Here is a 15,068-nt window from a genome sequence, read left to right as displayed (position 1 = left end):
GACAGCAAGGGAAGGGCCATGCTTCAGACACCGTCGGGTGGTGCCGGCTCCTCCGGCACCGCCGGTGCGGAGGGCCGGCTGGTGAGCATCGGAACGGTGCTCAACCTGCTGCGCGAGGAGTTCCCCGAGGTCACCATCTCCAAGATCCGTTTCCTGGAGGCGGAGGGCTTGGTCGAGCCGCAGCGCACGCCGTCCGGATACCGCAAGTTCAGTACGGCGGACGTCGAACGGCTCGCCCAGGTGCTGCGGATGCAGCGCGACCACTACCTGCCGCTGAAGGTCATCCGCGAGCACCTGGACGCGCTGGCCCGCGGTGAGCGGATCCCGCTGCCCGCCCCCGGGCAGCCCCGGGACGGCCTCGGCCTCGGGGAGCTGGTGGAAGGGCCCGAGGATCCGGTGGAGGCCGGTCCCGAGCCCGTTCCCGCCGGGCCCGGCGGGCGGATCGGCCGCGCCGAGCTGCTGGAGCTCACCGGGGTCACGGAGGGTGAGCTGGTGGAGTGGGAGTCGTACGGGCTGGTCGTCCCCCACCCGGACGGCGGATTCGGCGCCGATTCCGTGGCCGTCGCCCGCCTCGTCGCCGACCTGGGACGATTCGGGCTGGAGCCGCGGCACCTGCGGGCCGTGAAGGCCGCGGCGGACCGCGAGGCGGGCCTGGTCGAACAGGTGGTCGCCCCGCTGCGCAGGCACCGCAACCCGCAGACCAGGGCGCACGCCGAGGCCACCGCGCGGGAGCTCGCCGGACTGTCGGTCCGGCTGCACGCGGCCCTGGTGCGGTCCGCGCTCCAGCTGCGCGGACAGTGACCGCTCCGGCCGGGCGGACGGGGGCCGTTCCGACTGTGCGGACGGTGACCGAGGACGGCCCCGACTACCCAAACCTGCCGAGCACGTCCTAGGGTTGCTGTGTGAACGAGCTCGATGTCGTGGGTGTCCGGGTGGAAATGCCCTCCAACCAACCGATCGTGCTCCTGCGCGAAGTGGGAGGCGACCGCTACCTCCCCATCTGGATCGGACCGGGGGAGGCGACGGCGATCGCCTTCGCCCAGCAGGGGATGGCTCCGGCCCGACCGCTGACCCACGACCTGTTCAAGGACGTGCTGGAGGCGGTGGGGCAGCAGCTCGCGGAGGTCCGCATCACGGACCTGCGCGAAGGCGTGTTCTACGCGGAGCTGGTCTTCGCCAGCGGAGTCGAGGTGAGCGCCAGGCCGTCCGACGCCATAGCGCTGGCCCTGCGCACCGGAACGCCGATCTACGGCAGTGACGGGGTGCTGGACGACGCGGGGATCGCCATCCCGGACGAGCAGGAGGACGAGGTGGAGAAGTTCCGCGAGTTCCTCGACCAGATCTCGCCGGAGGACTTCGGTACCAACAGCCAGTGAGGCGGCCGGCGGCCCCTTTCGGCAGGCGCGCCAGGGGCGCGCCCGGGGCCGCGGCAGGGTATTCGAGTAGCCTTTCCCCGGCGGGGACACGTAAAACCACTCTCAGGGTGATTATCACTCGGCGTGCCGAGTGTGGCGATCGTTGACGCACCCCGAGCGACTGCCTACCGTCGAGAAGGCAGGTCAAGGACGGAGGTCGGCGTGAGAAGCACGGGCGACGGTACAGCGGTCGGCAGTCCGTATCCGCTGCACGGGGGATCGGTCGAACCGGTGACCCTCCCTCATAGCCTGAACGGTGCGGGCGGCAGCCCCGCCCACGGCCTGAGCGGCGTGGGAAGCGCTCCAGCCCCGGCGGCGGTCACCGCCCAGCGGGGACCCCGGGCCGGCGGCCCCAGGGAGGCGGACGCCGCGGGCGGTACGGCGGCCGGCACGGAGACCATCGGCTACCGCGGGCCCACCGCCTGCGCGGCGGCCGGCATCACCTACCGGCAGCTCGACTACTGGGCGCGCACGGGGCTCGTGGAGCCCAGTGTCCGGCCCGCGTACGGGTCCGGCAGCCAGCGGCTGTACAGCTTCCGGGACGTCGTCGTCCTCAAGATCGTCAAACGGCTGCTGGACACCGGCGTCTCCCTGCAGAACATCCGCACCGCCGTCCAGCACCTGCGCTCCCGCGGCATGGCCGACCTGGCGCAGATGACGCTGATGAGCGACGGCGCGACGGTCTACGAGTGCGCGTCCCCCGACGAGGTCGTGGGGCTCCTCCAGGGGGGCCAGGGCGTCTTCGGGATCGCCGTCGGGGTGGTCTGGCGGGACGTCGAGAGCGCGCTCGCCCAGCTCCACGGCGAGCGGGTGGACACCGGGGAGACACTGATCGGCCACAACCCGGCGGACGAGCTGGCGCGGCGCCGCAACCGGGCGGGCTGAGGGCGGCTGACAGGTGTACGGAAGCGGGCTCGGGGTTCCTCCCCGGGCCCGCTTCCGCGTCAGCGGGACGCGGCGCGGGCGGCACCGTCGTCGCACGTCAGCGCGATTGTCAGTGGTATGCGGGACCATTCGTGGTGTGAGAGGTTCACCGACGATCCTGCATCTCGACATGGACGCCTTCTACGCCTCGGTGGAGCAGGCGGCCAAGCCCAGCCTGCGCGGAAAGCCGGTCGTCGTGGGCGGCATCGGGCCGCGCGGTGTGGTGGCCACCGCGTCGTACGAGGCGCGGGTCTTCGGGGTGCACTCCGCCATGGCGACGGCCCAGGCCCGCCGGCTGTGCCCCAACGCGGCCTACCTGACCCCGCGCTTCAGCCTGTACCAGCAGGTGAGCGGCGTCGTCATGGGGCTGCTGGCCGAGCTGTCGCCGCTGGTGGAGCCGCTGAGCCTCGACGAGGCGTTCGTCGACCTGGAGGCGGGTGGCGTCGAGCCGGCGACGGAGGCCGTACGGGCGGTGGGGGAGCGGCTGCGCGGGGACATCCTGGCGGCGACGGGGGTCAGCGGGTCGGTGGGGCTCGCCGGGTCGAAGATGCTCGCCAAGATCGCCTCCGAGCAGGCGAAGCCGGACGGGCTGGTCGTCATCGAGCCGGGTACGGAGCTGGAGCTGCTGGGGCCCATGCCGGTGCGGACGATTCCCGGCGTCGGGCCCGCCACGGCCGAGACGCTGCGGCGCGCGGGCATCCACACGGTGGCCGAGACGGCCGAGGCGGGGGAGGCGGAGCTGGTGCGGCTGCTGGGCAAGGCGCACGGGGCCGGGCTGTACGCCCTGGCGACGGGCCACGACGAGCGGCCCGTGGTGGCCGAGCGGGACGCGAAGTCGGTCTCCGTGGAGGACACCTTCGCCGAGGACCTGACCGACCGGACGCGGGTACAGCTGGAGCTCGCGCGTCTCGCCGACCGCTGTGTCCGGCGGTTGCGCGCGGCCGGGCGGTCGGGACGGACGGTCGTCATCAAGGTGCGGCGGTACGACTTCTCGACGCTGACGCGCTCCGAGACGCTCCGCGGGCCGACGGACGATCCCGCGGTGGTCCGGGAGGCGGCCGCCCGGTTGCTGGAGGGCGTCGACACGACGGCGGGGGTGCGGTTGCTGGGAGTGGGGGTCAGCGGGCTCGCCGATTACACGCAGGAGGATCTGTTCGCGCAGGCGCGGGCCGCTGAGGCCGCCGAGGCGGCGGGGGAGGACGGCGGGCTCCAGGATGCCGAGGGGGCACTCGAGCGGCGGGCGGACGACGGCGAGGCGGTGCCGGCCCGGCGGTGGCTGCCGGGGCTGGACGTGGTGCACCGGGAGCTCGGGCGGGGGTGGGTGCAGGGGAGCGGGCTCGGGCGGGTCACCGTGCGGTTCGAGGAGCCCTGGTCGGCGGCTCCGGGGCGGGTGCGGACGTTCACCGTCGACGATCCGGATCTGGAGCCGGCGGAGCCGGTGCCGCTGATACGGCCGGTGGTGGGGGAGGGGGCGCCGGCGCCGCCCGTCGGCGACGTGGCCGCCGCGTCGGGGCGGTGAGGGTGCGGCACTGACGCGCTTGGGGTGCCCCGGTCCCTCCCTTTCACCGTTTCTCGCGGGGAGGACCCTCGCGCGCCCCCAGCGCACCTGCGGTGCGCGTCCTAGGGCCGGGCGGCTCGCCCCCATCCGCGGGTTGGCGGCGGCCACGTCCCCGGCCTTCGCCACCGGGCGAACGGCGCACGGGTTTTCCCGTGATCATCCGGCTCACCGCCCCGCCCTCGGCGGAGCGGCCGGCCACGCTCGGCGTGGCGGGCGTCGGCTCCGCCCGCGGTCCCCGGCGGGGCCGGTGGGGCTTCGGCTCACCCCGTGCCTCGCTCACGCCCGTTCGGGCCGGCCCGGTTCAGGCGCTGTGGCCTGGGTCCTGCCCGGATGTGCGGCTCCCGCCGGGCTCCCGTCCGGGGTCGGCGGGGCGTCGCGGTTCGTGCCCGGCACCCTCCCTCTCGTCCCTCTCGTCCCTCTCGTCCCTCTCGTCCCTCTCGTCCCTCTCGCCCGCCCCGGGCGCGGGTGTCTCCGGGGTCGGCAGGGGCATGCGGTAGTGGTGGTAGAGGCGGAGTTCCTGTTCGGGGGAGAGGTGGCGGCCCACGCCCAGGTCGGGGGCGGTTCGGATGAGGGTCCGGTCGTAGGGGATGCGCAGGGACTCGTCGACGACCTCGCTCGGTTCCAGGGGGACGAACGCGTCGCGGCCGAACAGGCCGGTGCGTACGGCCGCCCATTCGGGTTCGCCGGTGGCGTCGTCGAGGTAGACCTCGTCCACGGTGCCGATCTTCGCGCCGTCGCGGTCGTAGGCTTTGCGGCCGATCAGGGTCCGAGGATCGATATCCGACTGCATCTGTCCTCCCGGGAGTCACTTCCGCACCCTCTCTTCCCTGATTTCCCCGGGAGGTCCGCCGCAAAGCCCTGGAAAGCCCTCGGAGGGCGCGATAAGCCGTCAAACAGGAGTAATGGGGGACCGCGCGGAAAAGCACCGGTCCAGGAGATCCGCCGTCGGCATCGCCGCTGGTAGGCTGGCGATTGGCTGTGGACCCCGCGCGGGAGAGTCCCCCAGGAGCCGGACGGGCATTGCCCCGACGGATCCGTCGGGGGCGCCGAAGGAGCAAATCCTCCCCGGAATCTCTCAGGCACACGTACCGCGCGGACGAGGTCACTCTGGAAAGCAGGGCGGGCACCGGACCGGGCACCACGCCGAGCCCCTCCTCACCGACGGTGAAAGCCGGGTCGCGTCACCAAGGACCCGGTGAAGCTCTCAGGTCGAGATGACAGAGGGGGAGGCCGTCCGGGTACCCGCGCCGTGGTACCCCTCGCAGGTCGCAATGACCAGGAGGCCCCCGCAGATGACCGCCCACCGCATCGCCCTCTCCGACCTGGAGCGCGGCACTCCCTTCGCCGGCCGCCACATAGGCCCCGACAGCGAGGCGCAGGCGAAGATGCTCGCCCATGTCGGCTTCGGCTCGCTGGACGAACTCACCGCCGCCGCCGTGCCGGACGTGATCAAGAGCGCCGAGGCGCTCCGGCTGCCCGCGCCCCGCGGCGAGGCCGAGGTGATCGCCGAGCTGCGCGGCCTCGCGGACCGCAACCAGGTGCTCGTGCCCATGATCGGGCTCGGCTACCACGGCACGTTCACGCCGCCGGTGATCCTCCGCAACGTCATGGAGAACCCCGCCTGGTACACGGCCTACACCCCGTACCAGCCGGAGATCTCCCAGGGCCGCCTGGAGGCCCTGCTCAACTTCCAGACCGTCGTCGCCGACCTCACCGGGCTGCCGACCTCGGGTGCCTCGCTGCTCGACGAGGGCACGGCCGCCGCCGAGGCGATGGCGCTCGCGCGGCGTGTGGGCAAGGTCAAGGGCGGGGTGTTCCTCGTCGACGCCGACGCGCTGCCGCAGACCGTGGCCGTCATCGAGACCCGCGCCGAGCCGACCGGTGTCGAGGTCGTCGTCGCCGACCTCTCGGCCGGCATCCCGGACGAGATCGCCGAGCGCGGCGTGTTCGGCGTGCTGCTCCAGTACCCCGGCGCCTCCGGTGCCGTCCGCGACCTGCGGCCGGTCATCGAGCGGGCCCACGAGCTGGGCGCCGTCGTCACCGTCGCCGCCGACCTGCTGGCCCTGACGCTGCTCACCCCGCCCGGCGAGCTGGGCGCCGACATCGCCGTCGGCACCAGCCAGCGGTTCGGCGTGCCGATGGGCTTCGGCGGGCCGCACGCCGGCTACATGGCCGTCCGCGAGCAGTTCGCGCGCAGCCTGCCCGGCCGCCTCGTCGGCGTCTCCGTCGACGCGGACGGCGACAAGGCGTACCGCCTGGCCCTCCAGACCCGCGAGCAGCACATCCGCCGCGAGAAGGCCACCAGCAACATCTGCACCGCGCAGGTCCTGCTGGCGGTCATGGCCGGGATGTACGCCGTGTACCACGGGCCCGACGGGCTCACCGGCATCGCGCGCCGCGTCCACCGCTACGCCACGCTGCTCGCCGAGGGCCTGCGGGCCGGCGGCGTCGAGGTCGTGCACGGCGCGTACTTCGACACCGTCACCGCGCGGGTGCCGGGCCGGGCCGACGAGATCGTCGCCGCCGCCCTGGAGCGGGGCGTCAACCTGCGCCGGACGGACGCCGACACCGTCGGCATCGCCTGCGACGAGACCACCACCCGCGAGCACCTGGCCGCCGTCTGGGCCGCGTTCGGGGTGACCGCGGACGTCGAGGCGCTGGACGCCGCCACCGCCGACGCCCTCCCCGAGGGGCTGCTGCGCGGCTCCGACTTCCTCACCCACCCGGTCTTCCACCAGCACCGCTCCGAGACCGCGATGCTGCGCTACCTGCGCCGGCTCGCCGACCGGGACTACGCGCTGGACCGGGGCATGATCCCGCTGGGCTCCTGCACCATGAAGCTCAACGCGACGACCGAGATGGAGCCGGTCACCTGGCCGGAGTTCGGCGCGCTGCACCCGTTCGCCCCGGCGGACCAGGCCGAGGGCTACCTCACGCTCATCCGCGAGCTGGAGGAGCGGCTGGCCGAGGTCACCGGCTACGACAAGGTCTCGCTCCAGCCCAACGCCGGTTCGCAGGGCGAGCTGGCCGGTCTGCTGGCCGTGCGCGCCTACCACCGCGCCAACGGTGACGAGCAGCGGACCGTCTGCCTCATCCCGTCCTCCGCGCACGGCACCAACGCGGCCAGCGCCGTGATGGCCGGCATGCGCGTCGTCGTCGTCAAGACGGGCGAGGACGGCGAGGTCGACGCCGACGACCTGCGCGGCAAGATCGAGAAGCACCGCGACGAGCTGGCCGTCCTCATGGTCACCTACCCCTCCACGCACGGGGTGTTCGAGGAGCACATCAGCGAGATCTGCGCCCTCGTCCACGAGGCCGGCGGCCAGGTGTACGTGGACGGCGCCAACCTCAACGCCCTGGTGGGCGTGGCGAAGCCGGGCGAGTTCGGGGGCGACGTCTCGCACCTGAACCTGCACAAGACCTTCTGCATCCCGCACGGCGGCGGCGGTCCGGGCGTCGGCCCCGTCGCCGTCCGCGCCCACCTCGCGCCGTACCTGCCCAACCACCCGCTCCAGCCCGCCGCGGGCCCGGAGACCGGGGTCGGCCCGATCTCGGCGGCGCCGTGGGGCTCGGCCGGCATTCTGCCGATCTCCTGGGCGTACGTCCGGCTGATGGGCGGCGAGGGGCTCAAGGCCGCGACCCAGGTCGCGGTGCTGAGCGCCAACTACATCGCCAAGCGCCTGGAGCCGCACTACCCGGTGCTCTACACCGGCCCCAACGGCCTCGTCGCCCACGAGTGCATCGTGGACCTCCGGCCGCTCACCAAGGCGACCGGCGTCACCGTCGACGACGTCGCCAAGCGCCTGATCGACTACGGCTTCCACGCGCCGACCATGTCGTTCCCGGTGGCCGGCACGCTGATGATCGAGCCCACCGAGAGCGAGGACCTCGGCGAGCTCGACCGGTTCTGCGAGGCGATGATCGCGATCCGCGCCGAGATCGAGAAGGTCGGCACGGGCGAGTGGGACAAGGACGACAACCCGCTGCGCAATGCCCCGCACACCGCCGCGTCGGTCGCCGGTGCGTGGGAGCACCCGTACGACCGACAGACCGCGGTCTTCCCGGGCGGGGTCTCCGCGGCCGACAAGTACTGGCCGCCGGTGCGCCGGGTCGACGGCGCGTTCGGTGACCGCAACCTGGTCTGCTCCTGCCCGCCGCTGGACGAGTACGAGGGCTAGGCGACGGGCCCGTCACACGGGGAGGGCCGGTCCGGCGGGAACGCCGGGCCGGCCCTTTCGTCGTGTCGTGCGGTGATCATCGGCGCCGACGGGCCGTCAGGCCGCCGTCACCACATGCTCGGCGCCGAGCGGCCGGTGCGGGGCGATGATCTGCCCGTCCGGCAGCAGTTCGCCGGTGTCCTCGAAGCAGAGGACGCCGTTGCACAGCAGGCTCCAGCCCTGCTGGGGGAAGTGCGCCACGAGGTGGGCGGCTTCCCGGTCGGCGGAATCGGCTGACGGGCACGCGGGATGGTGCTGGCACATGGGAGGGTTCTTTCGCTGGGATGTCTCTGCTGCTGTCGCTGTGCTGCGGCTCGATGCGGTGGTCATGCCGCCCCCCGTGACGATGTGGTCTGTCGTTCCCAGTGTTGCCCTACGGGCGTGATTCCGCAGGGATTTCGTAGCAGCGGTCCGCTGTGGAGGAAGACGCGTCACCCATGCGGACGGTTGCTGTCAACAAGTCTGCTCCTTCGGTCGGTTCGGGTCGACCTCCGCGCGCTGAGCCGTGTGGGTGACATGGAGTGCATGGGGGTGGCATGGGGGGCGGGAGGGGCGGAAACGGCGCGGCGCCCCGCGACCGGAGAGGGTCACGGGGCGCCGTCGGGACGCGTCACGCGGTCTTCAGCATCGGTGTCGTGAGGGGAGCGGGGGTCAGCCGGAGGGTGAGCACCGGCAGCAGGTCGGCGAAGCGGTGCGGGCGGTGGGCGGCGATGCCGGGCGGCGCGGGGGCGAGCGGTACCAGCAGGTCGCCGGGGGCGGGCAGGCCGGACTCGGCGTCGGCCGTGACGTCGCCGTGCAGCCACAAGGTCAGCATGTAGAGGCCGGGCACGGTCAGCAGGCGCGGCTGGTACGGCGTCGACAGCGACTCCGCCTGCCGCAGGGCGAGTTCGGTGGAGAGGACGTACGGTCCCTCGAAGAAGTGCGAGAACGTCCAGCCGTCGGCGGTCGGCCGGGCCTCGCCGGCGGCGATGGCGCGCTCGTCCTCCTTGATCAGGAAGCGCCAGCCGGTGAGCCGGGTGCGGGGGGTGGCACCGGCCGGGGCGTGCTGCTCCAGGACGTGGACGGGAAGCGGGAGTTCGCAGCTGAGCGCTCCCTGGGCGGCCTTCAGGGACGGGGTGCGGGTCTCCCGGACCGCGGTGGGGGAGCCGAGGGCGGTGCGGACGCTACGGAGGGCAGGCGCGGGGGCAGGGGGGATGTGCAGCGGCATGATGGGTCGCCTCTCACTTCGGAGACACGCAGGTGCTGGCAGGTGACGACGCTGTCGGTGTGCGGGGTCAGAGGGGGGCCGGGACCGACTGCCGGGGCGCCTACTCTCTGCCTCACTCCGAGTTTATACGACACATGTTCACAGGGTGTTTCGGCTAGCTGTCGCCGGTATTTCCGGCAAGGGGAAATCAGGGCCGCCTGCGGGGTCGTTTTCGGTGTTTTCGTTCCCGGTCGCGCACACCTGACCTCGGTTTCTTTCCCGGGAACGGTCGGCCGAAACTCGTCGGCGTTTATCACCAGCGCAATGCGACATGCCGTGAGCTGCCGTCATGCCAAGGGAATGTGCCGGAGTGCGCTTGGTTGCCAGCCTACCGGTTATACGGGGACGGGGTGAGGCGTTTCGATCGCCTCGTCTGGGCATCATCGACCGTGATGGGAACGGGCCGGCGCCGAGGGCGACCGCTGGAGGAGGACGCGTCCATGGGTGAGAAGGTCGCCGCCGTGGAGTTCGGCCTGGACGACCGGCAGCGGCATCGGGACAAGCTCCGGCAGTGCCTGGAAGGGCTGGGGAGGTTACTGGAGGAGAAGCGTTTCGACCGGCCCCGGAACCTTATGGGGCTGGAGATCGAGTTGAATCTGGCGGGCCCCGACGGTATGCCGAGCATGATGAATGCCAAGGTGCTGGAGCGTATCGCGAGCCATGATTTCCAGACCGAACTCGGTCAATTCAACCTGGAAGTGAACATTGTCCCGCACCGGTTGTCGGGGCGCGTTCTCGACCAACTCGCCGAGGAACTGCGCACCGGCCTCTCCTACGCCGACCGGAAAGCCCGGGAAGTGGGCTCCCGAATAGTGATGATCGGCATTCTGCCGACGCTCGGCCAGGACGACCTCGTCCCGGACAACTTCTCCGCCGCCGACCGTTACGCGCTTCTCAACGAACAGGTGATGGCGGCCCGCGGCGAGGACGTCAGCATCGACATCGCCGGTGTCGAGCGGCTGACCTGCACCGCGCGGTCCATCTGCCCCGAGGCCGCCTGCACTTCGGTGCAACTGCACCTCCAGGTCACCCCCGGCCGGTTCGCCGCCGTCTGGAACGCGGCCCAGGCGGTGGCCGCCGCGCAGATCGCGGTGGGCGCCAACTCCCCGTTCCTCTTCGGCCGCGAACTGTGGCGCGAGAGCCGGCCGCCGCTGTTCGTCCAGTCCACCGACACCCGCCCGCCCGAACTGCAGGCGCAGGGCGTACGGCCGCGCACCTGGTTCGGGGAGCGGTGGATCGACTCGGCGTACGAACTCTTCGAGGAGAACCTCCGCTTCTTCCCCCCGCTGCTCCCCATCAGCGGTGACGAGGACCCGCTGCGGGTGCTGGACGCGGGCGGGGTGCCGCGACTGGACGAACTCGTCCTGCACAACGGCACCGTCTACCGCTGGAACCGGCCCGTCTACGGCATCGCCGACGGCGTCCCCCACCTGCGGGTGGAGAACCGCGTCCTGCCCGCGGGCCCGACCGTCACCGACGTGCTGGCCAACACCGCGTTCTACTACGGACTCGTCCGGGCCCTCGCGGAGGAGCCGCGGCCGGTGTGGACGCGGCTGCCGTTCGCCGCCGCGGCCGACAACTTCGACGCCGCCTGCCGGCACGGCATCGACGCCGTGCTGCGCTGGCCCAAGGGGCGCAACGGAGGAGTGGCCCGGGTGCCCGCCGTCCGGCTGGTCCGCGAGGAACTGCTGCCGCTCGCCGCCGCCGGCCTCGACGCCTGGGGCGTCGAACCCGCCGACCGCGACCGCTACCTCGGCGTCATCGAGGGCCGCTGCCGGCGGCGCGCCAACGGGGCGTCCTGGCAGGCCGCCACCTACCACGCGGCACGGGACCGCGGCCTGGACCGGCACGCCGCGCTGGCCGCCACCACACGGCGCTACTGCGAGCTGATGGCGACCGGGGAGCCGGTGCACACCTGGCCGGTGGGGGTCGCCTGACCTCGCGACCTCACGTGAGGAGCCCCTCTGTGGTCGGGGCCCGCGGCCGTCGGGCAAGCTGGGACGACGCGGTGGCGGCACCGCCGCGGAGCCGTACGCGACGACGCGCGGGCGGTACGGCGAGGGGCGCAGGCAGGAGTGGACCACGAGTGAACAGAGCGACGCGACAGGACGCCCGTGACGCGGGGGAGCCGGGTGTGGAGGAACCCCCGGGCGCCCCGGCCGGGCCGGTCTCCCTCCCCGTACCGTCCCGGCGGACGCTGGGCACCGAGACCGTCCTGGTACTGGCCCTCTCCCTGGGCGCCAGCGGGGTCTCGGCGCTGATCAGCTTCATCGGCGCGCTCACCCGGCCGGGCGGGCTCAAGGACCAGGCGGCCCGGCTCAACACCTCCCACGCACCCGGCCGGCCCTGGCTGGACCTCGCCTGGCAGCTCTTCGGCATCGCGACCGCGCTGGTGCCCGTCCTCCTCGTCGCCCACCTGCTGTCGCGCGAGGGCGCCGGGCTGCGGTCCATCGGCTTCGACCGCCGCCGCCCCGGCTCCGACCTGGCGCGCGGCACCGCCGTCGCCGCCGTCGTGGGTGGCACCGGGCTGCTGCTGTACCTGGGGGCGCGGGCCGCCGGGTCCAACCTGACGGTGGTGCCCGAGTCGCTGCCGGACGTGTGGTGGAAGTTCCCGGTGCTGATCGCCTCCGCCGTGCAGAACGCGGTGCTGGAGGAGGTCGTGGTCGTCGGCTACCTGCTGCGCCGGCTGGGCCAGACGGGCTGGGGGCCCCTGGCGGCCCTGGCCGCGAGCGCGGTGCTGCGCGGCTCGTACCACCTCTATCAGGGCATCGGCGGGTTCTTCGGCAACGTGGCGATGGGCGTCCTCTTCGTTCTCCTGTACCGCCGGTGGGGGCGGGTGGGGCCGCTGGTGGCGGCGCACGCGCTGATCGACATCGTGGCGTTCGTCGGGTACGCGCTGCTCGCCGGGAAGGTGGGGTGGCTGCCGACGGCCTGAGCCGCCGGCGGCCCCCGTGCACCGTGTCCTCCGCCGGCGCCCCGCTTGGACGAGTCAGACGAGGAACTCGCCGTCGATCACCGTCACCGCGCGGCCCGTCAGCAGCGTGCGGTCGCCGCGCAGCGCGGTACGGACCCGTCCCCGCCGGGCGCCGCCCTGCAGGCCCGTCAGCTCGGTGCGGCCGAGGCGGGCCGCCCAGAAGGGGGCCAGCGCGGTGTGCGCGCTGCCGGTGACCGGGTCCTCGTCGATGCCCACGTTGGGGAAGAAGCCGCGGGAGACGAAGTCGTAGCCGAGGGCGGGGTCGGCGGCCGGCGCGGTGACGATGACGCCCCGGCGGGACCGGCCGGCCAGCGCGTGCCAGTCGGGGGTCAGGGCGTGGACGGTCCGCTCGTCGGACAGTTCGACGAGCAGGTCGCCGATGTGGTCGCTGGTGTCGTGCACGCTCAGCGGTGCGGCGCCGAGCGCCTCGGCCAGCCCGTCGGGAACGGCCAGCGGGGTGAGCGAGGACGTCGGGAAGTCCAGCGTCAGGGACCCGTCCTCGTGCGCCGTCGTGGTGAGCACACCGCAGCGGGTGGCGAAGCGCACGGTTCCGGTGGCGGCGCCGGTGGTGTGCAGGATGTGTGCCGTGGCCAGGGTGGCGTGGCCGCACATGTCGACCTCGGTGGACGGGGTGAACCAGCGCAGCGCCCAGTCCGCTTCCTCCCCCTCACCCCCTCGGTGCGTGCCGTCCAGCGGCCGGGCGAACGCCGTCTCGGAGAGGTTGACCTCGGCGGCGACGGCCTGGAGCCGGTCGTCGTCGGGGAAGGGGCCGTCGAAGAGCATGACGCCGGCCGGGTTGCCGGCGAAGGGGCGGTCGGTGAACGCGTCGACGATTCGGATTCGCATGGCAGGACGGTAGGGCGCGGAGCAGGCTGCCGACACGGCCAATCGCCGGGCGGTGGCCTTGTTCGGCCGGACGGCGAGGGGACGGTGTCAGCCGGCGGCGGGGAGGGGCGCGCGGTCGGCGGCGAGGAAGGGCCGTAGCAGGGCGAGCAGCGCCCGCGGCCGGTGGAGCGGGACGATGTGGCCGCAGTCCTCGATCAGATGGCCGGTCAGATCGTCGGTGAGGGGCCTGAGCTGGTGTTCCAGCGCCCTGCCGACGGGGTGGGCGCCGATCGCCATCGTCGGCACGGTCAGCCGCGCGGTGGCCGTGGCGCGTTCGATCCGCGCGGCGCTCTCGGGGAGGGCCCGGTAGACGGCGAACGCGGCGCGCAGGGCGTCGCGGCCGGTGTAGGCGCGGACGAACGCGTCCCGCAGGGCAGGGCGGACGCCGTCGCCGAGGGTGCCGGAGCGCAGGAACCAGTCGACGTACTCGGCCTCGTGCCCTTCCAGGACGGTCTCCGCCAGGTCCGGGACGGCGTGGAAGCCGAACCACCACGGGGGGCCGGCGGCGAGGAAGTCCTCGGCCCCGGGGAGCGTGCCGAGCAGGGATTCCATGAGGACGAGCCGCCGGACCCGTTCGGGGCGGCGCAGGGCGAGGAGGAAGGCGGGCGGGGCGCCGGCGTCGATGCCGACCACGGCGGCCGAGGGCTCGCCGAGCGCGGTGAGCAGGGCCTCGGCGTCGTCGGCCAGGGACCGGGCGTCGTACCCGCTGGCGCAGCGGTGGGTGTCGTACCGGGCGGGGGACCGGTGGGCGTCGTACCCGGCGGGGGAGCGGCCGCTGCGGCCGAAGCCGCGCAGGTCCGGCGCGATGACCCGGTACCGGTCGGACAGCTCCGCCATCACGTCCGTCCACAGCTCCCAGGTGTGGGGGAAGCCGTGCAGCAGGAGGACGGCGGGTCCGGAGCCGGCCAGGGCCACATTCAGTTCGATGCCGCGGACGGGGACGGAGCGCAACTCGGGCATGGGAACTCCCAGGTGAGGGGTGGTAACCAAAGGCGACCAGCTCACGCTAGGAGACTAGGGTCGACGTTCCAAGACGGCACTTCTCCCTCAGGTGGTGAGCTTCAGGTGACCACGGCGACTCCGGACCGGCGCGGGGATCTGTTCGACCCGGACTGCCCGACGCGGCGGCTGCTCGACCGCGTCGGCTCCAAGTGGACCTCGATGGCGGTCAAAGTGCTGGCGGAGGCGGCCCCGGGAGAGGTCCGGTTCGCCGAGCTGCGGCGCCGGATGCCGGGCGTCTCCCAGAAGATGCTCTCCGTCACCCTGCGCGGCCTGGTACGCGACGGCCTCGCGGCCCGCCGCGTCGAGCCGACCGTGCCGCCGGCCGTGCACTACCGGCTGACCGCCCTCGGTCTCTCCCTGGAGGAGCCGCTCGCCGCCCTGCGCGCCTGGGCCGAGGCGCACATGGCGGAGGTCGAGCGCAACAACCGGCGCGCCGACGCGGCGCCGGGGGGCGGGGGAGGGGCGTGAGATCTCCCGTCGACGGTGGCCTGACGGCCCGTCGGCGTACCGGAGTTCGCTCCTTCCGCGGAACGGCGTCCGCGCACCGGGGGCACGGGCCGTCTTCGTCTCCCGGCGCGCGGTGCGCCGTCCATCGGGACGGGGCCCGGGTGCGCGCGCCCGCTGGTCACTCGTCCCGTGGCCGCGTTCTCTCGCAGACCAGTACGGCCGGCCGGGCCCGCGACCGCCGGTGGCCTGGGTCGAATCTCCTTCCCCCCTACGGGGGAGGGAGTCGGGACATCGCGGAGGTGCTGTGCGGGCTCGGGTTCGAGGGCGTCGGGTGGCGCCGGAGGTTCTTCGGCGCGAACGCCATCGTGTGGGCCACCAAGGCGATACGACGCCGGACGGC

The 15,068-nt window shown here is 73.2% G+C and carries 13 protein-coding genes and 1 riboswitch; of the genes, 8 read left to right on the top strand and 5 right to left on the bottom strand.

Features of this window, described 5'->3' with window-relative positions; all coding sequences use genetic code 11:
* The first annotated feature begins 18 nt into the window (after window positions 1-18).
* From ftsR to J7W19_RS04155, 4 genes are all read left to right on the top strand, one after another.
* Window positions 19-801 carry a transcriptional regulator FtsR gene (gene ftsR, locus J7W19_RS04170; RefSeq protein ID WP_004947183.1) on the top strand — a complete coding sequence of 261 codons (783 nt, stop codon included), beginning with the start codon at window positions 19-21 and terminating at the stop codon, window positions 799-801.
* A 101-nt stretch (window positions 802-902) separates the two neighbouring features.
* Window positions 903-1,376, top strand: a complete 474-nt coding sequence (locus tag J7W19_RS04165) for a bifunctional nuclease family protein (RefSeq protein ID WP_004947186.1) — start codon at window positions 903-905, stop codon at window positions 1,374-1,376.
* A 321-nt stretch (window positions 1,377-1,697) separates the two neighbouring features.
* Window positions 1,698-2,300 carry a MerR family transcriptional regulator gene (locus tag J7W19_RS04160; RefSeq protein WP_051072642.1) on the top strand — a complete coding sequence of 201 codons (603 nt, stop codon included), beginning with the start codon at window positions 1,698-1,700 and terminating at the stop codon, window positions 2,298-2,300.
* A 136-nt stretch (window positions 2,301-2,436) separates the two neighbouring features.
* Window positions 2,437-3,858 carry a DNA polymerase IV gene (locus J7W19_RS04155; RefSeq protein ID WP_078588080.1) on the top strand — a complete coding sequence of 474 codons (1,422 nt, stop codon included), beginning with the start codon at window positions 2,437-2,439 and terminating at the stop codon, window positions 3,856-3,858.
* Window positions 3,859-4,198: 340 nt separating this feature from the next.
* Here J7W19_RS04155 and J7W19_RS04150 read toward each other — a convergent pair whose 3' ends face one another.
* The gene (locus J7W19_RS04150; protein ID WP_004947193.1) at window positions 4,199-4,687 is read right to left on the bottom strand and encodes a PRC-barrel domain-containing protein; all 489 of its coding nucleotides are present in this window, start codon (window positions 4,685-4,687) and stop codon (window positions 4,199-4,201) included.
* 190 nt (window positions 4,688-4,877) lie between these two features.
* A riboswitch (glycine riboswitch) is annotated at window positions 4,878-4,998 on the top strand.
* A 191-nt stretch (window positions 4,999-5,189) separates the two neighbouring features.
* On the opposite strand from J7W19_RS04150, the gene gcvP reads away from it, so the two are divergent.
* Complete coding sequence (gene gcvP, locus J7W19_RS04145) at window positions 5,190-8,075, top strand: aminomethyl-transferring glycine dehydrogenase (protein ID WP_004947195.1); 2,886 nt, start codon at window positions 5,190-5,192, stop codon at window positions 8,073-8,075.
* Between the two features lie 96 nt (window positions 8,076-8,171).
* Here the strand turns inward: gcvP and J7W19_RS04140 are convergent, their stop codons facing one another.
* Window positions 8,172-8,378: a DUF5999 family protein gene (locus J7W19_RS04140; RefSeq protein WP_004947198.1), complete on the bottom strand. Its 207-nt coding sequence runs from the start codon at window positions 8,376-8,378 to the stop codon at window positions 8,172-8,174.
* Window positions 8,379-8,724: 346 nt separating this feature from the next.
* Entirely contained in the window at window positions 8,725-9,321 is a 597-nt protein-coding gene (locus J7W19_RS04135; protein ID WP_004947200.1) for a hypothetical protein, read from the bottom strand.
* A gap of 479 nt (window positions 9,322-9,800) precedes the next feature.
* Between J7W19_RS04135 and J7W19_RS04130 the strand changes: the two genes are divergently transcribed.
* Window positions 9,801-11,297: a glutamate-cysteine ligase family protein gene (locus J7W19_RS04130; protein WP_004947203.1), complete on the top strand. Its 1,497-nt coding sequence runs from the start codon at window positions 9,801-9,803 to the stop codon at window positions 11,295-11,297.
* A 197-nt stretch (window positions 11,298-11,494) separates the two neighbouring features.
* On the top strand, window positions 11,495-12,295 hold the full coding sequence (locus tag J7W19_RS04125) for a CPBP family intramembrane glutamic endopeptidase (RefSeq protein WP_004947205.1): 801 nt from the start codon (window positions 11,495-11,497) through the stop codon (window positions 12,293-12,295).
* 54 nt (window positions 12,296-12,349) lie between these two features.
* Here J7W19_RS04125 and J7W19_RS04120 read toward each other — a convergent pair whose 3' ends face one another.
* Complete coding sequence (locus J7W19_RS04120; protein ID WP_004947208.1) at window positions 12,350-13,180, bottom strand: PhzF family phenazine biosynthesis protein; 831 nt, start codon at window positions 13,178-13,180, stop codon at window positions 12,350-12,352.
* A gap of 87 nt (window positions 13,181-13,267) precedes the next feature.
* Entirely contained in the window at window positions 13,268-14,179 is a 912-nt protein-coding gene (locus J7W19_RS04115; protein WP_004947211.1) for an alpha/beta fold hydrolase, read from the bottom strand.
* Between the two features lie 105 nt (window positions 14,180-14,284).
* On the opposite strand from J7W19_RS04115, the gene J7W19_RS04110 reads away from it, so the two are divergent.
* On the top strand, window positions 14,285-14,689 hold the full coding sequence (locus J7W19_RS04110; RefSeq protein ID WP_004947212.1) for a winged helix-turn-helix transcriptional regulator: 405 nt from the start codon (window positions 14,285-14,287) through the stop codon (window positions 14,687-14,689).
* Window positions 14,690-15,068 lie beyond the last annotated feature (379 nt).

The sequence above is a fragment of the Streptomyces mobaraensis NBRC 13819 = DSM 40847 genome, from assembly GCF_017916255.1.
GTDB lineage: Bacteria > Actinomycetota > Actinomycetes > Streptomycetales > Streptomycetaceae > Streptomyces > Streptomyces mobaraensis.
This window is presented reverse-complemented; position numbering and strand designations above follow the sequence as displayed.